Origin of the sequence: Streptomyces taklimakanensis (genome assembly GCF_009709575.1) — a bacterium.
GTDB lineage: Bacteria > Actinomycetota > Actinomycetes > Streptomycetales > Streptomycetaceae > Streptomyces > Streptomyces taklimakanensis.
In genome coordinates this window covers 5,677,259-5,695,263 of sequence record NZ_WIXO01000001.1, presented here as the reverse complement: position 1 = coordinate 5,695,263, position 18,005 = coordinate 5,677,259, and the positions used below count along the sequence as shown (strand labels likewise).

At 71.6% G+C, this 18,005-nt stretch carries 14 protein-coding genes and 2 pseudogenes; 12 read left to right on the top strand and 4 right to left on the bottom strand.

Going from position 1 to position 18,005, the window contains the following annotated elements:
- Positions 1 to 47 precede the first annotated feature (47 nt).
- Positions 48 to 377, top strand: coding sequence for an ArsR/SmtB family transcription factor (locus F0L17_RS25155; RefSeq protein ID WP_155072823.1), 330 nt, complete (start codon positions 48 to 50; stop codon positions 375 to 377).
- Between the two features lie 30 nt (positions 378 to 407).
- Here the strand turns inward: F0L17_RS25155 and F0L17_RS25150 are convergent, their stop codons facing one another.
- A complete protein-coding gene (locus tag F0L17_RS25150; protein WP_155072822.1) occupies positions 408 to 995 on the bottom strand; it encodes a TetR/AcrR family transcriptional regulator in 588 nt (195 codons plus the stop codon).
- A gap of 267 nt (positions 996 to 1,262) precedes the next feature.
- Between F0L17_RS25150 and F0L17_RS25145 the strand changes: the two genes are divergently transcribed.
- From F0L17_RS25145 to F0L17_RS25125, 5 genes are all read left to right on the top strand, one after another.
- Positions 1,263 to 5,117 carry an amino acid adenylation domain-containing protein gene (locus F0L17_RS25145; protein WP_162466672.1) on the top strand — a complete coding sequence of 1,285 codons (3,855 nt, stop codon included), beginning with the start codon at positions 1,263 to 1,265 and terminating at the stop codon, positions 5,115 to 5,117.
- A 28-nt stretch (positions 5,118 to 5,145) separates the two neighbouring features.
- The gene (locus F0L17_RS25140; RefSeq protein ID WP_162466671.1) at positions 5,146 to 5,379 is read left to right on the top strand and encodes a tautomerase family protein; all 234 of its coding nucleotides are present in this window, start codon (positions 5,146 to 5,148) and stop codon (positions 5,377 to 5,379) included.
- A 121-nt stretch (positions 5,380 to 5,500) separates the two neighbouring features.
- The gene (locus tag F0L17_RS25135; protein ID WP_155072820.1) at positions 5,501 to 6,247 is read left to right on the top strand and encodes a maleate cis-trans isomerase family protein; all 747 of its coding nucleotides are present in this window, start codon (positions 5,501 to 5,503) and stop codon (positions 6,245 to 6,247) included.
- A gap of 97 nt (positions 6,248 to 6,344) precedes the next feature.
- Positions 6,345 to 7,568, top strand: coding sequence for an MFS transporter (locus F0L17_RS25130; RefSeq protein ID WP_155072819.1), 1,224 nt, complete (start codon positions 6,345 to 6,347; stop codon positions 7,566 to 7,568).
- A gap of 377 nt (positions 7,569 to 7,945) precedes the next feature.
- Complete coding sequence (locus F0L17_RS25125; RefSeq protein WP_155072818.1) at positions 7,946 to 9,118, top strand: endo-1,4-beta-xylanase; 1,173 nt, start codon at positions 7,946 to 7,948, stop codon at positions 9,116 to 9,118.
- Positions 9,119 to 9,211: 93 nt separating this feature from the next.
- Here the strand turns inward: F0L17_RS25125 and F0L17_RS27880 are convergent, their stop codons facing one another.
- Positions 9,212 to 9,901 carry a helix-turn-helix domain-containing protein gene (locus tag F0L17_RS27880; protein ID WP_338018214.1) on the bottom strand — a complete coding sequence of 230 codons (690 nt, stop codon included), beginning with the start codon at positions 9,899 to 9,901 and terminating at the stop codon, positions 9,212 to 9,214.
- 57 nt (positions 9,902 to 9,958) lie between these two features.
- Between F0L17_RS27880 and F0L17_RS25115 the strand changes: the two genes are divergently transcribed.
- The 4 genes and pseudogenes from F0L17_RS25115 to F0L17_RS25100 all read left to right on the top strand — a co-directional run bounded on the left by F0L17_RS25115 (position 9,959) and on the right by F0L17_RS25100 (position 13,736).
- Positions 9,959 to 10,324 (top strand): DoxX family protein, encoded by a 366-nt coding sequence (locus F0L17_RS25115; protein ID WP_155072817.1) that lies wholly within the window; start codon positions 9,959 to 9,961, stop codon positions 10,322 to 10,324.
- A 344-nt stretch (positions 10,325 to 10,668) separates the two neighbouring features.
- Complete coding sequence (locus tag F0L17_RS28575) at positions 10,669 to 11,262, top strand: LmbU family transcriptional regulator (protein ID WP_420802483.1); 594 nt, start codon at positions 10,669 to 10,671, stop codon at positions 11,260 to 11,262.
- Positions 11,263 to 11,269: 7 nt separating this feature from the next.
- Positions 11,270 to 12,102 (top strand): annotated as a pseudogene (locus tag F0L17_RS25105) (DegT/DnrJ/EryC1/StrS family aminotransferase); the annotation flags it as partial.
- The gene (locus tag F0L17_RS25100) at positions 12,078 to 13,736 is read left to right on the top strand and encodes an NDP-hexose 2,3-dehydratase family protein (RefSeq protein WP_155072815.1); all 1,659 of its coding nucleotides are present in this window, start codon (positions 12,078 to 12,080) and stop codon (positions 13,734 to 13,736) included. The pseudogene F0L17_RS25105 and the gene F0L17_RS25100, both read left to right, overlap by 25 nt.
- Before the next feature lie 6 nt (positions 13,737 to 13,742).
- On the opposite strand, the gene fabG is transcribed toward F0L17_RS25100, so the two are convergent.
- Entirely contained in the window at positions 13,743 to 14,447 is a 705-nt protein-coding gene (gene fabG / locus F0L17_RS25095; RefSeq protein WP_155072814.1) for a 3-oxoacyl-ACP reductase FabG, read from the bottom strand.
- A 188-nt stretch (positions 14,448 to 14,635) separates the two neighbouring features.
- Positions 14,636 to 15,124, bottom strand: coding sequence for a GNAT family N-acetyltransferase (locus tag F0L17_RS25090; protein WP_155072813.1), 489 nt, complete (start codon positions 15,122 to 15,124; stop codon positions 14,636 to 14,638).
- A 370-nt stretch (positions 15,125 to 15,494) separates the two neighbouring features.
- Here F0L17_RS25090 and F0L17_RS25085 point away from each other — a divergent pair, with 370 nt between their 5' ends.
- Both F0L17_RS25085 and F0L17_RS25080 read left to right on the top strand, forming a co-directional pair.
- On the top strand, positions 15,495 to 16,049 hold the full coding sequence (locus tag F0L17_RS25085; protein WP_155072812.1) for a DUF488 domain-containing protein: 555 nt from the start codon (positions 15,495 to 15,497) through the stop codon (positions 16,047 to 16,049).
- 204 nt (positions 16,050 to 16,253) lie between these two features.
- Positions 16,254 to 17,963, top strand: a pseudogene (locus F0L17_RS25080) (PP2C family protein-serine/threonine phosphatase); the annotation flags it as partial.
- Between the last annotated feature and the right edge of the window lie 42 nt (positions 17,964 to 18,005).

The window sequence follows — 18,005 nt, the reverse complement described above, 5'->3', positions numbered from 1 at the left end:
GTTATGCTGGCAACGCTCTTCGACGACCTCTCGGTGAAAGGCCGCGGATGCCCGTTCAGCTGTCTCATCCGCCGCTGGAGGCGGTGGAACTCGGCGCCGTGTACGCCGCGTTGGCCGACCGGCATCGACGCCGAGTGGTGGTCCGGCTCGCCTCGGAACCCGGAACCGAGGTCGCCTGCTCCACGCTCGACGTACCGGGCTCGAAATCGACCCGCTCCTACCACTGGAAGGTGCTCCGCGAGGCAGGGTTCATCCTCCAGCGCAGCACCGGTACGGGCATGCTGCTGCGGTTGCGCCCGGACTTCGAGGAACGCTTTCCGGGACTGCTGGACAGCCTGCTGAGGCTGGAGGGTTCCGCCACCCCCGAGGAGCCCTGACGGCCACCCGGCGCAAGAGCCCGCGCACCGCTATGGAAGCGGCGGCAGGGCCCGGTCCACGACACCGACCAGGGTCTCGCGATCGGCCACCTTGCCCAACACGCGGAGGCCGTACAGCGAGTTGAGCAAATGCAGCGCCAGGGAGCGGGAGGCCGCGGTCTCCTCGATCGAGCCGTCGCGCCACCCCTGCTCGACACAGGCCGTCAACGCCGCCTCCATGCGCGCGAAGGTCCTCCGCACGAGCTCGGTGACCCGCGGATCCCGGCCCGCCAACTCCATCGCGGTGTTGACCACGAGACAGCCGCGGTGTTCCGGCGCCTCGGCGGTCTCCTCCTCCACCACGCTCATCAGGACGGCGCGTATTCGGTCACGGGCGAGCCCCGGCCCCTCTTCGAGGAGCGCCACCAACCGGGTCGTCCACTCGGCGTCGTAGCGCTCGATGGCCGCCTCGAACAGGTCGTGCTTGCTGTGGAACGCGTTGTAGAGGCTGCCGCGGCCCAAGCCCGTGCTCTCCACCAGGTCCTGGGCCGACGTGGCGGCGTACCCCTTGTCCCAGAACGTGGCCATGGCCGCGTCCAGCGCGTGATCGAGATCGAAGTTCCTGGGGCGTGGTGACATGGGTGAAGTTTATCAGTTGTGGAACGCTCGTTAAAAAACCTTGCCCGGGACCCGGTGGTGTGGTTGCCTCTGTGGCGTCGTTGAGGCGCCGAGCTCCGGGCAGCGCGCCCGGTCCTCGATCGCACCGCTGTGGAGCAGGAGACGAACCGCTCCTGACGCCGGCGCCGCGAAGGCTCCCACCGCACCCGGACAGCGACATCGGGGCGCGGAACACGGGGGAGAGCCAGCCATTCACTGGGGGATACCTTGAGAACCGCTCAGTCCGCTGTGCCCGCACGCGACACCCGACCGCAACACGGCACCTGCCTGCCCGCCCTGCTGGAGCAGCAGGTGGAGGCAGAGCCCGAAGCCGTGGCGGTCGTCTTCGAAGACCGCCGGCTCACCTACCGTGAGCTGGGACAGGCGAGCGACCGGCTCGCCGCCCACCTGCGCCACCTCGCCGTGGGAGCCGACGACCGCGTCGGCCTGTACGTCGAGCCGTCACCGGACCTGCTGATCGGAGCGTGGGGGATTCTGATCGCGGGAGCCGCCTATCTGCCGCTGTCCCCGGAGTACCCCGAGGACCGGCTGCGCTACATGCTCGAGGACAGCCGTACGAGCATCGTCGTCACCCAGGATCACCTGCGCGAACGCCTGACCCGCATCGCTCCGCGCGGCACGCGGGTCGTCACACTCGACGAGGCGCGGGACGTCCCCCCGGCCACCGGGGGGACCGCGCCGGCCCCGCTCCTCGCCGGACCGCGCCCGAACTCGCTCGCGTACGTCATCTACACCTCCGGCAGCACCGGCAGGCCGAAGGGGGTGACGATCGAGCACCGCAGCATCGTGTCGCAGCTGCGGTGGATGCACACCATCGGCCACCTCGGGCGCCACGTGACCGTGCTCCAGAAGACGCCGATGAGCTTCGACGCCGCCCAGTGGGAGATCCTGGCGTCCGCCACCGGCGCCCGGATCGTCGTCGGCGCGCCGGGCGTCCACCGGGACCCCGAGGCGCTGATCGACACCGTCCGCCGGTACGAGGTGACGGCCCTGCAGGGTGTCCCCACCCTGCTGCAGGCCCTCCTGGAGACCGAGGAACTGGCGAGCTGCACCACGCTCCGACGCGTCTTCTCGGGGGGCGAGATGCTCTCGCAGCGGCTCGCCCGCACACTGCTCACCGAACTTCCGTGGGCGAGCCTGGTCAACCTGTACGGGCCGACGGAGACCACGATCAACGCGACCGCCCACCTGGTCGATCCCGACACGCTCGGCGACGGCGCCGGTTCGGTCCCGATCGGCGTGCCGGTCGACAACACACAGTGCTTCATCCTCGACGAGGAACGCGCGCCGGTCGACATCGGCACGACCGGCGAGCTGTACATAGGCGGCGTCCAACTGGCCCGCGGCTACCTGCACCGGCCCGATCTGACCGAGGAGCGTTTCGTCCCCTCGCCGTTCGTCCCCACCGAGCGGCTCTACCGGACCGGCGACCTGGCCTACTGGAACCCCGACGGCACGATCACCTGCGTCGGCCGCGTCGACAACCAGGTCAAGTTACGCGGCCACCGCGTCGAGTTGGACGAGATCGCCGTGGCCATCGAAGAGCACACCTGGGTCCGCCGCGCCGCGGCCGTCGTCACCGACGACGCGCGCACCGGCTTCCAGAACCTGGTCGCGTGCATCGAGCTGAACCCCCGGGAAGCGGCCCTGATGGACCAGGGCAACCACGGCGGCCACCACCAGTCCAAGGCCGACAAGCTCCAGGTGCGGGCGCAACTGTCCAACCCCGGGCTGCGCGACGCCGACGAACTCGCCGGGCGCCCCGTGCTCGCGCTGCCGGGCCGGAAGGAGACCGAGCGCCAGCGCAGGGAGACCTTCGCCCGCAAGACGTACCGCTTCTACGACGGAGGGGAGGTCACTCGTGCCGACATCGTGGAGTTGCTCGCCCCGCGGCCGGTCGGCACCCTGGCGCGCGACCTGGAGGATCTGACACCGTCGCAGCTCGGCGAGGCACTGCGGTGGTTCGGCCGGTTCCACAGCGACGAGCGGCTGTTGCCGAAGTACTCCTACGCCTCCCCCGGCGCGTTGTACGCGACCCAGATGTACCTGGAGACCGCCGGACTCCGGGGCGTGGACGGGGGCCTGTACTACTACCACCCCGTCGACCACGCCCTGGTGCGGATCGCGGATCCGGCCCCCTCCTCCGCGAGTCCGGCCGGCAGCGTGTTCCTCAACGTCCACTTCCTCGGCAGGAGACGGGCCATCGAGCCCGTCTACGCCAACAACATCCGGGAGGTCCTGGAGTTCGAGGCGGGCCACATGCTGGGGGTGTTCGAGGAGGTCCTGCCCGAGTACGGGCTGACCATCCGGCCCCTGGCGTACGAGCCCTCCGTCAAGGACCGCCTCGACGTCGCCGAGGAGGACCACTACCTGGGCACCTTCGAGGTCCGCCGCGACGACGGGGAGCCCCGGCAGGACCCGATCGAGATCTACGTGCAGGCGCACCCCGGACGTGTCACGGGCCTGCCGGCGGGTCACTACCGCCACCGGGACGGCGACCTCGAACTCGTCTCCGAGACGCTGATACAGCGCCGACACGTGATCGCCATCAACCAGGCCGTGTACGACCGTGCCTCCTTCGGTGTCACCGCCGTCAGCCGGGCGTCACAGCCGTGGCTGGAGTACGTCGGCATGGGCGCCAGGCTGCACCACCTCCAGCGCAACGCTCTCGGCCTGGGCCTCATGTCCTCCGGCTACAGCTCCAAGTCCGGCAATCCGCTGCCGGCCGCCCGGCGCGTGGACGACATCCTCACGTCCTGCGGGATCGAGACGGGCCCCTCGTACTTCTTCCTCGGCGGCAGGGTGAGCGAGGAGCAGATCCGCAGCGAGGGCATGAACGAGGACGCCGTCCATGTGAAGGGGCCCGCCGAGCTCGTCAAGGACGACCTGGCGACCTTCCTGCCCGACTACATGATCCCCAACCGGGTCCTGGTGATGGACGAACTTCCCCTCACCGCCAACGGCAAGGTGGACGTGAAGGCCCTGGCCGCCCGTGAGGAAGTGCGCGCCGCGGGCAGTGGCGCCCCGTACGTCGCACCGGCCACTCCGCACGAGCGGTGGCTCGCCGAGGTCTGGGGGAAGGCACTGAAGTACGAGGACGTCTCCGCCGCGGACGACTTCTTCGCCTCGGGCGGCAACTCCCTCACCGCCGTCGCCCTGGTCAACCGCGTCAACAGGGAGTTCGGCACCCGGCTGCCGCTCCAGGTCGTCTTCGAGGCACCGAAACTGGCCGACCTCGCCGCTCGCATCGCGGACGGCTCCGCCGGACCGGCCTCGCGGCTCGTACGGCTGCACGACGGCGGTGACGGTGCCGCTCCGGTGTTCTGCTGGCCCGGGCTCGGCGGTTACCCGATGAACCTCCGCCTGCTCGGACGGGAGTCCGACCTCGGCCGGCCGTTCTACGGAGTGCAGGCCCACGGCATCAACGCCGGTGAGGAGCCCTACCCGACGGTCCAGGAGATGGCCGGCGCCGACGTGGCCGAGATCCGGCGCGTACAGCCCGAGGGGCCCTACACGCTGTGGGGCTACTCCTTCGGGGCCCGTGTCGCCTTCGAGGCGGCCTGGCAACTGGAGCGGTCGGGGGAGAAAGTGGAGAACCTCTTCCTGATCTGCCCCGGCAACCCGAAGGTCCGCGCGGCCGACGCCGAGCGCCACGGGCGCGAGGCATCCTACGCCAACCCCGCCTACGTGACGATCCTCCACTCGGTCTTCACCGGCTCCGTCAGCGGTCCCGACGTGGAGCGATGCCTGGATGCGGCACGCGACGAGGACGGTTTCGTGGCGTTCGTCCGTCACCGTATCCCCGCACTGGACGAACAACTGGTGCGGCGCATCACGCGGATCGTCCGGGAGACCTACGAGTTCGACTACAACTTCCGCGAGCTGGCGGAACGCCGGCTCGACGCGCCCGTGACCGTCTTCAAAGCCGCTGGGGACGACTACTCCTTCATCGAGGGCGCCTCCGGCTACTCCGCCACGCCGGCCACCATGATCACGCTGAACGGCGACCACTACGCCGTGCTCAAGGAACCCGGCGTAGCGGAGCTGGTCACCGCGATCCGGGGCCGCCTCGGTCTTTGCTGACCACCGCGACGGATACGGAGCCGCACCCGTGCCTCACGTGACCATCATGCACTTCCCCAAGGAATTCACCGACGAGCAGAAGCGCCGGCTGGCCGCCGCCCTGACCGCGGTCGTCACCGAGCACTTCGGCACCGACGACGGCGCCGTTTCGATAGCCCTGCGGCCGGTCGACCGACAGGAGTGGAACGACCGGGTCGTCGACCACGAGATCACCGGGCGAGAGCACCGACTGATCAAGGAACCCCGCTACCGGTCCGTCTGAACCGGTCCGCCGCGCCCCGCGCGTCGGCACCCCGGCCGCCGGCCTCCCGCGCCGGCGGCCGGGTCCGGGCCTGCCCGAAACCCCGCGCGGGCCCCTACTCCCACAGGAAGAGGACAAGGCAATGACCGACTCCCTCGGCCCCCGTCTCAAGGTCGGCGTGGTCGTCCCCTCGACCAACACCTCGGCCCAACCCGAGATGGAGGCCCTACGGCCCCACCAGGTCACCAACCACACCGGGCGCATGGTGATCGGCGACGACTCCATGGTCGACGAGCCCGGCTTCGACCACGTGATGCGGAGCATCCGCCGTTCCACCCACCCCGCGATCAAGAGCGTCGTCAGTTGCCGTCCCGACTGCGTGATCGTCGCGGTCTCGCCGGAGAGCTACTGGGAGGGGCCCGATTCCCACGCCCGTGTCCTCGCCTCGATGCGGGAGGCCGCGGACGGCCTGCCCGTCACGATGAGCCCCGACGCGATCAACGCCGCGCTGACCGCCTACGGGGCCCGGCGCATCGCGGTCGTCACCCCTTACCTGCCGGTCGGCGACGACTCCGTCAGCCGGTTCTTCAAGGACAGCGGCTACGACATCGTGCGGATCCGGGGGTTGGGCATGCCCAGCCCGGCCAAGATCTCCCACGTCTCCGAGACGCAGCTGCGCGATGTGGTCGAGGAGATCGACGGCCCGGACGTCGAGGCGATCGTCCAGGTCGGCACCAACGTGGCCATGGCGCGTCTCGCCGCCGTCGCCGAGACGTGGCTCGGCAAGCCCGTCATCTCCAACAACACGGTTCTGTACTGGCACGCCCTGCGCCGGAACGGCATCCAGGACCGTGTCCACGGCCACGGCTCCCTGCTGTCCGAGCACTGACACCGGCGCCCGTCGCGGAGACGACACACGGCGCCTTCCGACCCCGACTGTCGCGGCCCGCCCGGCCGGACGGGCCGCGACGAACTGGAGAACTCTCATGACCACCGCTGACAGCGGAGAAGTGACCGCCCTGCGTCTGGACCCGGAACCGACCGAGGAGCGGCTCCCCCATCCGAAGTTGCTGGCCTTCACGGCCGCCGGCTTCCTGGCCATCATGACGGAGACGATGCCGGCCGGCCTGCTCCCGCAGATCGGACGCGGCCTCGGGGTGTCGGAGGGGCTGGCGGGCCAGCTCGTCACCCTGTACGCGGTCGGGTCCGTGATCGCCGCCATCCCCGTGATCGCCGCGACCCGCAGCGTGCGGCGCCGGCCGCTCCTCCTGTGCGCCGTCGGCGGTCTGTTCGTCTTCAACAGCGTCACGGCCCTGTCGACGAACTACACGATCACCCTGGGCGCCCGCTTCGTCGCCGGCATGGCGGCCGGCGTGATCTGGGGTCTGCTCGCCGGCTACGCCCGGCGCCTGGTGCCCGAACACCTGCAGGGCCGGGCTCTGGCGGTCGTCGGCGTGGGACAGCCGATCGCCCTGACCTTCGGTGTCCCGCTGGGTACCTGGCTGGGGACGATCTTCGGATGGCAGGGCGTCTTCTGGGTCATGTCGGCCGTGGCGCTGCTGCTGATGGTCTGGGTGAGCGCCCTGGTGCCCGACTTCCCCGGGCAGACCGCCGAGCAGCGCAGGCCCATCCGGGAGATCTTCCTGATGCCGGGCATCCGCTCGATCCTCGCGGTCATCTTCCTGTGGATCCTGGCCCACAACGTCCTCTACACCTACATCGCGCCGTTCATGGGCCAGGCCGGCCTCGGTGACCGCGTCGACGTGATGCTGTTGGTCTTCGGCGCCACCGCCATCGTCGGCATCTGGTTCACCGGCATGTTCGTCGACCGCGGTCTCCGCGCGATCACGCTCCTCAGCCTCGCCGGTCTCGCCGTCGCCTCCCTGGTGCTCGGCATCGGCCACGACTCGCCGGTCGCGGTGGTCGTCGGCGTGGTGGCCTGGGGGCTGACCTTCGGCGGCGCGCCGACCCTGCTGCAGACGGCGATCGCCGACACCGCCGGTGACGGCGCGGACGTCGCCCAGTCCATGCTCGTCACGGTCTTCAACCTCGCCGTGGCGGGTGGCGGTGTGGTCGGCGGTCTCCTGCTGGAGTCCACCGGCGCGGCCTCGTTCCCGTGGGTTCTGCTCGCCCTGTCCCTGTTCGCCCTCGCGGTCGTCGGCGCGGCGAGGACGCACGGTTTCAAGCCCGGACCCCGAGTGTCGGGGTGAGGTCCGAGCCCGCGGGGCATCGCCCGCGGCGCGATCGCGTCCTCGGTTCCGGCCCTGTGGGGTCGGCACCGAGGACGCGGTCGTTCGGGCGGGGTGCCCCGCGGGACGACCGGACCTTCCGGCGCGGCCGTCGCGGCGCCGGTGGTCGCGGACGCGCCCGCCCTGTGGCGACAACGGAGACGATCACGGTTCGGGGCGGTTCCGGGCCCGGTTCCGCCGTGCGCGACACCCCGGAGCCCCGGGGGCGGGATTCCGGCGACCACGGGACCCTGCACGGGTATTGACCTCCCGCCCGACGAGCCCTTAGCGTCCCTGAACCAAGCATCCGGAAAATTTCCGGAAACTTTAAAACGGTCGACCGAAATGAGAGTCCTCCGATGAGATCCATCCGCTTCGTCACCGCCGCGTTCACCGCGGCAGCCCTGACGCTGCCGCTGGCGGCGACATCGGCCACGGCCGCACCGCCCTCCGACCACCAGGCGGCCCCTCACTCCAACGCCAAGTTCGACCGGCTGCGTTGGGCCGCTCCCGAGGGGTTCTACGTGGGCACCGCCGTGGCGGGCGGCGGCCACCACCTGGAGCAGGACTATCCGGACCCCTTCACCTCGGACCGGAAGTACCGGAAGATCCTGGGGCAGCAGTTCAACTCGGTCTCCCCCGAGAACCAGATGAAGTGGGAGTTCCTCCACCCCGAGCGGGACCGCTACGACTTCGAGGCGGCCGACGCCATCGTCGAGTTCGCACAGCGCCACAAGCAGGTCGTGCGCGGGCACACACTGCTGTGGCACAGTCAGAACCCCGAGTGGCTGGAGGAGGGCGACTTCTCCAAGGAGGAGCTGCGCGCCATCCTGCACGACCACATCACCACCGTCGTCGGCCGGTACGCCGGCAAGATCCAGCAGTGGGACGTGGCCAACGAGATCTTCGACGAGCAGGGCAACCTGCGCACCGAGGAGAACATCTGGATCCGCGAGCTCGGCCCGGGCATCATCGCCGACGCCTTCCGCTGGGCGCACCAGGCCGACCCGAAGGCGAAGCTGTTCTTCAACGACTACGGCGTCGAGGACGTCAACGCCAAGAGCGACGCCTACCACGAGCTCACCCGAGAGCTGCTCGCGCAGGGTGTCCCCGTGCACGGTTTCTCCGCTCAGGCGCACCTGAGCATGCGCTACGGCTTCCCGAGCAGTCTCGAGGAGAACCTGCGCCGGTTCGACGAGCTCGGCCTGGAGACGGCCATCACCGAGCTGGACGTCCGCATGGACCTGCCGGAGAGCGGCAAGCCCACCCGGGCCCAGCTGGAGCAGCAGGCCGACTGGTACCAGCGGACCCTGTCGGCCTGCCTGGCCGTGGCGGACTGCAACTCCTTCACGATCTGGGGCTTCACCGACAAGTACTCCTGGGTTCCGGTGTTCTTCGAGGGTGAGGGCTCCGCGACGGTCATGACCGAGGACTTCGTCCGCAAGCCCGCCTTCCACGCGCTGCGGTCCACCCTGAAGGAAGCGAAGACGGAGCAGTGGAAGGAGAAGTGGAAGCGGGGGTGGAGGCACTGAGACCGCTCGCCCGCCGCGACCGTCCGCGACGGGCGCCCTGAGCCCGTGCCGGGTCCGCCGCCGCACCGCCGTCCGGCGCGGACCCGGCACGCCTCACCGAGGCGGGGGGCGCCGCAGCGAGGCGGGAGTACGCCCGGTCAGGTCGCGTGCGACGCGAATGAGGTGCGGCTGGTCGGCGAAGCCGGCGGCGGCCGCGGCGGCGGCCGATCCGTCGGGCAGACAGGCGACCGCGGTGCGCAGCCGTGCCCACTGTCGGAGCCTGACGAGCGGGATCCCCACGGACGCGCGGACGAGTGCGCGGAGCCGGGGTGCCGAGAGCCCGACATCGGCGGCGACGGCGTCGAGGGAGCCGGGCGCCACGCTCCTTCGCAGTGCGTGGAGCACCCTGGGGTCCGGAACGTGCCCGGCTCCGGCCACGGCGGTGAGTTCGGCCCGGGCCTCGGTGAAGTCCGGCCGCTCTCGGGGGCCGTGCGCGTCGACGCCGCCCAGCGCCGCCAGGATCCGCCGCACCGCGGGCTCGTCGAGTCGCGTCACCCCCGGACCGGGACACAGCAGCCAGGGATCGACGAAGAGCGCGACGAAGGCGGACGTCGCCCTGCAGGTGTGGGCGAGTTGAGGAGGTACGACCACCCCCGGCGCCACGACCGGACGTCCCCCGTACCGGTCGACCTCCACCCGGCCGCCGATCGACAGGACGACCTTCCACGCCGGGTGGCGGTGTCGGGCGACACCGGACGCACCGGTGTCGGCGAACATCGTGATCTCGGCGCCGGACGCGAACACGATCCGGCGATCGTTCCGTTCAAGCGTCCACGCGCCGGTCGGACGGAGCATCACACCATGCACACCGCCCTCGCCGTCGCCCTGTCCGTTCTCCTGATCACCGCGGGCATCGCGCACTTCGTCCTCCCCGACCACTTCCACGGCCTGGTCCCGTCCTGGCTCGGCGGAGCCCGGCACCTGGTCATTGTCAGCGGAGTCGCCGACATCGTCGCGGGCGCGCTGGTCCTGTACCCGGGCACCCGGCCCGCCGGCGGGTGGGCCGCCGCCGCGCTCATCACCGTCTACCTGGTCTCCCACCTCGACGCCCTGTGGCACGCGCGTCCCGACCGGCCCGGCCTGCTGGAGCGGCCGGTCGGCGCGGTGGCGCGGCTGCTGGTCAACCTCCTCTACATCGGCTGGGCGGTCGCGGTGGCCACGGCATGACCCCGTCGGGGCCGTCCGGATCCGCGGAGCCGGACGGCCCCCGTCCCGGCCGCGCACCGATTCCGCGCCTCCCGATCCGTCCTTCCCGAAGACGCCTCGCGACGGCCTTCCTCGACAAAGCCCACTGACACCACGTCAACGCATTCCTCTTCCTCTCCCGCCCCGGAGAGCACGGTAGCGACCATCCGATTCCTCGCATATCTTCGGTCCCGACTCGACGAGGAGTTGGAGACCGCGCATGGTGAACTCGGGAGAAACCGCACCCGCAGCACGAGGCGCCCGAGACCGGTTGGCGCTCGACGGGAAGGCACACACGGCGCACCTTCTTAGCCCTTCCGGAGGAGATCTCACTCGACGACTGGAGGAGCATCGGAGAGCAGATATCCGTGATCTCCGATTCCTCTTCCCGGTGGCTCGGCGACTGGCTGATGCACAGTCAGGAAAAGTATCCCGGCCGCTACCAGCAGGCCATCGAAAAGACCTCGCTGGACTATCAGACGCTACGCAACTACGCCTGGATAGCCCGGAAGTTCCCGCCGTCCCGCCGACGGGACGGACTGAGCCTCCAGCACCACGCCGAGGTGGCGAGCCTCAGCCGTGAACTGCAGGACAGGTGGCTCGGTCAGGCCGAGCGGTACGGCTGGTCGAGGAACGAGTTACGGCGCCGCATCAAGGCGGGACTGAAGCCCTCGCCGGAGCGGAGGCCGTCGACCAACGTCCGGGTGAGCGTCTCCGCCGAACGCCGCACCCGGTGGGAGAAGGCCGCCGCCAACCGGGGCAGGAACTCTCGGCGTGGATCGTCGCCGTGTTGGACGAGTCCGCCGCCACGGCCCGCCGTCCCGCCACCCTTCCCGCCGGGACCCGACTCGGGAATGGAGCCCACCGCCCATGACCCTTGGTGTCTGGGACTACCTCGACGAGTTCCACGCCGAACGTGACGACATCCTCGACGCCGTGGGGGCCGTGCCGGTCTTCGTGGACGTCGACCCCGACACGTACCTGATGGACGTGGACCGGGTGCCCGAGGCCGTCACCGAACGCACCCGCTGTCTGCTGCCGGTCCACCTGTACGGCCAGTGCGTCGACCTGGCACCGCTGGAGGAACTGGCGCGGAGGCACGGTCTGGTCGTCCTGGAGGACTGCGCGCAGGCGCACGGGCGCGCCGCCACGGCCGTCTCGCCGGGACGACGGGCGCGGCCGCGGCCTTCTCCTTCTACCCGACGAAGGTGCTGGGCGCCTACGGGGACGGCGGAGCCGTCCTCACCCGTGACGCCGACACCGCCGCGGCGCTGCGCAGGCTGCGCTACTACGGCATGGAGGACCGCTACCACGTCGAGGCCACACCGGGCCACAACAGCCGGCTGGACGAGGTCCAGGCGGAGATCCTGCGACGCAAGCCGGCCCGGCTGGACACCTACGTCAAGGCCCGGCGCGCCGTCGCCGACCGCTACGCGCGGGCGCTGGCCGACACCGACCTCGTCCTGCCCGCGGCGGCGCCGGGCAACGACCACGTGTACTACGTGTACGTGGTGCGCCACCCGCAGCGGGACACCATCCTGCGGGAGCTGGAGCGACGCGGCATCTCGCTCAACATCAGCTATCCCTGGCCGGTGCACACGGTGCGCGGCTTCGCGCACCTCGGCTACCGGCGGGGCGACCTGCCGGTGACCGAGGAGTTGGCGGGCGGCATCTTCTCGCTGCCCATGTACCCGTCGCTGCGCCTCGACGACCAGGGCCGGGTCGTCGACGCCCTGTGCGAGGTGCTGGCGCGACTCTGACCGGACCGCGATGTCCCGGCACTCCCCCGCGCTCCCGCTCACCCGCTTCCCCACCACGCCCACGCCCACGCCCGCCGGCGCCGTGCGCCCCGCCCGGAGGAGGTAGCCGCCATCGACGTCTCCCACGCCGCCCCCGCCGCGCCGTCCCGGCCTCCGCGGCGGGCGGTCGCTTCGCCGCCTGGTGGGCCGAACGCCGACGCGCGGCCCGGCTGACGGTCACGCCCATACCGTTCGCCGACCTCGACCAGTGGGGTTTCGCGCCCGCCGGCGGCGACCTCGCCCACGCCAGTGGTCGGTTCTTCACCGTCACCGGACTGCGCCGGTACGACGCCGGCACGGCCGTGCACGACCAGCCGATCATCGCCCAACCCGAGATCGGGGTGCTCGGCATCCTGGTCAAGCGGTTCGGCGGCGTGCCGCACGCGCTGATGCAGGCGAAGGCCGAGCCGGGCAACATCGGTTCGGTGCAGTTGTCGCCGACCGTGCAGGCCACGCAGAGCAACTACACCCGCGTCCACCGCGGCGCCGCCACCCGGCACCTGGAACACTTCGTCGGCACGGCGCGCGGGCGGGTGCTGGTGGACACCCTGCAGTCCGAGCAGGGCGCGTGGTTCCGGCACAAACGCAACCGCAACATGGTGGTGGAGGCCACGGGTGACGTCACGGAACACCCGAACCACCACTGGGTGGAACTGGAGGAACTGCGGCGGTTGCTGCGGGTGGACCACCTGGTCAACATGGACGCCCGCTCGGTGCTGGCCTGCGCGCCGTTCTTCCGCCCACCCGACACCGGCGACGACCCGTTCCTGCGGGCGCTCGCCCGCTCCTACCGCGATCCGGCCGTCGGGCGGCACGGCGAGCAGGAGGTGCGCACCTGGCTCAACGACGCCAAGAGCCGCTGCGCGTGGAACGTCCGGCTGCTGCCGCTCGCCGAGGTCGGCGGGTGGTCCCGGACCGCGTGGGAGCTGACCGACGACGCGGGCCGGGACTTCCGGATCATCGCCGTGCGGGTGACGGCCGGCGACCGGGAGGTGGCGAACTGGTCGCAACCGCTGCTCGCCCCGCGCGGGCCGGGGCTGGCGGCGACGGCCGAAGGCGTCCTGCGAGCCGTCTCGGTGCGGCCGCCCACGGTGTTCGGGGACTGCCCGACGCCGACCGCGGTGGACCGGGGCGTCGTCACCGCGATGGCGCGGCGGGCGCTGGCGGGCGAGCCGCTGACGGTGTGGCGGGACGGGGGGATCGCGCGGGACGTGCTGTACGTGACGGACGCGGCCCGGGCGCTCGTCGCCGCGCTGGACCACACCGACGCGCTGGCCGGACGGCACTGGGTCGTGGGCACCGGGCGGCCCACCCGACTGACCGACCTGTTCGCCGCGGTCGCCGAGGTGGCGGCGGAGCGGACCGGGCGGCCGCCGGTGCCCGTCGTCACCGTGGATCCGCCGGCCCACGCCACGCCGCCGGACTTCCACAGCTACACCGTGGACGCCTCGGCCTTCCGCGAGGTCACCGGCTGGGAGCCGCGCGTGCCGCTGCGGACGGGGCTGGAACGCGCGGTGCGCTTCCTCGCCGGCACCGACGCGGGCGAGCCGCCGGCCCGGTGCCGGCCGGGGCGCGGCGAATCGGCGGCTCGGTGACCCCTGTCAGTGCCCCATGCCCAAGCCGCCGTCGACGGGGAGGACGGCGCCGGTGACGTAGCCGGCGTCCGGGCCGGCGACGAAGCGCACCACCCGCGCGACCTCCTCGGCGGAGCCGCTGCGCCCGAGCGGCACGGCGGCCACCATCTCGGCCCGGCGCCGTTCGGGAAGCGCGGTCGTCATGTCGGTGTCGATGACGCCCGGCGCGACCACGTTCACCGTGATGTTGCGCGACGCGACCTCGCGTGCCAGGGAACGGCCGAAACCGATGAGCCCCGCTTTCGAGGCGGCGTAGTTCGTCTGCCCCGCCGAACCCAGCATTCCGGCCACTGAGGAGAGCAGTACGATACGCCCGCCACGAGCGCGCATCATCGGATGGAGCGCACGCCGGGCAACCCGGAAAGCGCCGGCCAGATTCGTGTCGAGAACGGTGTTGAATTCCTCGTCACGCATTACCGCGAGGAGTTTGTCCCGGGTGACTCCGGCATTGGCCACAAGCACCTCCACCGGCCCGTGCGCCTCTTCGACCCGTTCGAACGCGAGATCCACCTGGGCGCTGTCCGTGACGTCACACCGAACGCCCAGGAAACCGTCCGGCGGCGCGCCCGTCCGGTAGGTGACCGCCACACGATCCCCCGACTCCACAAAGGAAAGGGCTATTGCCTTTCCGATTCCCCGGTTTCCCCCGGTGGCGAGAACAGAGCGCGCCATCTCCCGCCTTCCATCGCCTCGAACACATCCCGGCGGCAACCGCCGGGAAAACACCCCGCCTTTTCCGTCAGCCAAGCACAGCGCACGGGAGCGTTCAAGCCCGCGGTGCGACATCGCGCGCGGAACGCGGAGGGAACGAGAAGGCGACGGGAATGCCGGTGGATCGGTTCCGGCGGGGCCGCGCTTCCTCAGAGCGCGCGGTGCATGATGTGCAGCCCGACATAACCCCGCGTCGGATGCCGGAACCCCTCCGGCAGGGTGCCCAGCACCTCGAAACCGAGCGACTTGTACAGTCCCACCGCGCGGGTGTTGGTCTCCACGACGGCGTTGAACTGGATGGCGCGGTAACCCGCCGACCGCGCCCACTCCAGCGTGTACTCGCACAGCTCCCGGCCCACGCCCCGTCCCGAGTGCGCGGGGTCGACCATGTAGCTCGCGCTCGCGATGTGCGACGCGTTGCCCATGTGGTTGCGGTTCATCTTCGCCGTCCCCAGGACCGCGCCCGAGTCGTCGACGGCGACGACCGTACGGTTCGGGGCCGGAAGGAGCCACCAGTCGCGGCCCTGTTCCTCGTCGAGATCCGTCGGGTAGGTGAAGGTCTCGCCCGCGGCGACGATCGTGTGGAAGAAGGGCCAGATGGCGGGCCAGTCGTCCACACCGGCTTCTCTGATCGGCATCCGGGCAGGATGCCCGCCCGGCCGCCGGACGTCCACCCCGTTTCGGCGCGTTCGACGGATGGTGCGGCCGGATGGGGGGACTTCGACGGTACGGCCGTGGTCGCGCGGGTAGAAGGCGGCCCATGTCCGAACGGTTGCGGGTCGATCCCCCGGGTGGCCGCGATCGCCTCGTCCGGGCTCGGCCCGGCGTCGGGGTGGTCGCGTCGCGTTTCCGGGCGCCCCCGCCGGCCCCCGACCGGCCCCGGGGCTTTGAGACCGACGGGCTGCGGGCGATGTGGGAGACGGCCGTCCACTTCGCCGAGGAACAGTCGGCCGTCGGCCTTCCCCGGTCGGCCGGCCCCGGCGCGGAACACCCCGGGGAGGGCATCCGATGTCCCGGTTCGAGCTGATCACGTTCGGCCACAGCACCGCGGGCCGGGCGGCGCTCGCGGAACTCCTGCACCACGCCGGCGTGACCGCCGTGGTGGACGTGAGGACCGCTCCCGGCAGCCGGCGCGATCCGGACCTGTCGCGGCAGCGGCTCGCCCGATGGATGCCCGAGGAAGGCATCGCCTACCGGTGGGAGCAGCGTCTGGGCGGGTTCCGCAAGCCGTCCCCGCACTCGCCCGACACGGTGTGGCGCAACGCCTCCTTCCGCGGTTACGCCGCCCACACCCGCACCCCCGGGTTCGTCACCGCGATGGACGACCTGGTGCGGCAGGCGGCGGAGACGCGCACGGCGGTGATGTGCAGCGAGGCGGTGTGGTGGCGGTGCCACCGTCGTCTCATCGCCGATTTCGCCGTCCTCGCCCGTGGTGTGCCGACCCGCCATCTGATGCACGACGGGCGCCTGACGGCGCACTCCCCCACGTCGGGGGTGCGCCTGCGGACCGACGGCCTCCTCGTCTACGACGACGGCGCGGCAGCCCGGGAGGAGCGGACCTGACGCGGACCGCTCGGCCGTCTCCTCCCCGTCTCCTCCGGTTCCCCGGCCCCTCCCGTCTCTCCGGTCCCCTCCACCGGTGAGGAGGGCGGTGGGGCCGGGCCGGTCGGGGCGGAACCGGCGATCCGACAGCGGATGTCGATCGGTTCCGGCGGGTGACCGTGAAAAAGTGGGCGGCAGGCGAGGCGGAGCCGAGGAGGTTCGGTCATGATCTTCCACGACGCCGGCGGGAACGGTGAGCCGCCCCGGCCGGTGACACCGGGGGTGCCGCCGGCCGGGGTGCCGGACATTCCCGACGCGGGGGTGTACGTGATGGACGAGCAGGGGCGCATCGTCTGGGTGAACGACCGGGCCCAGTCGCTGCTCGCCCGGCCCGCCGGCGACCTCCTCGGCCAGGACGCCCACGACCTTCTGCACCGAGACGGTCGGGGACAGACGCTCCCGCGCGCCCAGTGCCTGATCCTGCGGGCGTTCCTCGGCGGCCGGACGGCCCAGGGCGAGCGGGGGTGGTTCGAGCGTGGGGACGGCTCGCTGCTGCCGTTGTCCTGGCTGGCCACCCCCTGCCGGCTCGGCGGGGGGGCGGCGGGCTCGATGGTGCTCCTCCACGAGCCGGTCCTCCCCGAGTCCGTCGAGTGGGAGCAGGGTGATCCCGCGGCACCGCTGTCGGAGCTGGAGCGCCTGGCCCTGCTCGCCGAGACCACCACACAGCTCACCTCGACCCTGGACACCGAGGAGACGCTGCACCGACTGGTGCGGTTGGTGCTGCCCCGCCTGGCGGACTGGGCGGTGGTGGACCTGATCACCGAGAACGGCGAGGTGCGGCGGACGGCCGTGGTGCACCACCGGGACGGCGTCCTGCGGCACCGGGAGGACCTGCGGGGCCCGATGCCCCCGGTGCCGCAGGACTCCCCGATGCCCCTGTCACGGGCGCTGCGCGGCGCGGCCTCGACGCTGGCCGGTCCCGAGACCTACCAGGGCCCCCCGGACTCGGGCATCGCGGTCGCCCAGCGCGAACTGTTCCGGGCGACCGGCATGCACTCCGCCGCCATCGCCCCGATCCACGGCCTGCGGGACGTCCTGGGAGCCCTGACGCTGGGCCGCTCCGAGCGTCCGGGGGCGTTCACCGCCGCCGACCTCTCACTGCTCGACGACATCGCCCGTCGGGCGGGGCTCGCGTTGGACAACGCCCGCCTGTACCAGCGGCAGCGGCGGGTCGCCGAGACCATGCAACGCCACCTGCTGCCGCAGACCCCCCGCGTACCGGCTCTGGAGATGGCGGCGCGCTACGTGCCCGCACCGCACGCCTCCCAGGTCGGCGGCGACTGGTACGACGCCTTCGCCCTCCCCGACGGGGCGACCGCCGTGGTGATCGGCGACGTGGTCGGCCACGACCTCGACGCCGCCGCCGGCATGGCCCAGGTCCGCAACATGCTCCGCGCCTACGCCTGGTCCCGCCAGGAGCCGCCCAGCGTGATCGTCGATCTGCTCGACCGGGCGATGCCGCACGTGACCGAGGCGTCGATGGCCACCGTCGTCTTCGCCCGGATGGAGGACGCCGGTGCCGGGCGGTGGCGACTGCGCTGGACCAACGCCGGCCACCCCCCGCCCCTGCTGATCGACCACGACGGACGGACCCGTTTCCTGACGGCCGGACACGGGCTCCTGCTCGGTGCCGAGCTCGGCTCCGTCCGCACCGACGCCGTGGTCACGTTGCCGCCCCGGTCCGCCCTGGTGCTCTACACCGACGGGTTGGTCGAGTCCCCCGGCCACTCCATCGACGACGGGCTGACCCGGCTGCGCCGGCACGCCGCCGCCCTGGCCCGTCGCCCCCTGGAGGTCTTCTGCGACCTCCTCTTGGAGCGTGTCCGCCCCACCGACAACGACGACGACATCGCGCTGCTCGCCCTGCGCACGCCCGACCCCGACGACGTGCCCGGCCCCACCGTCCTCGACCACCGC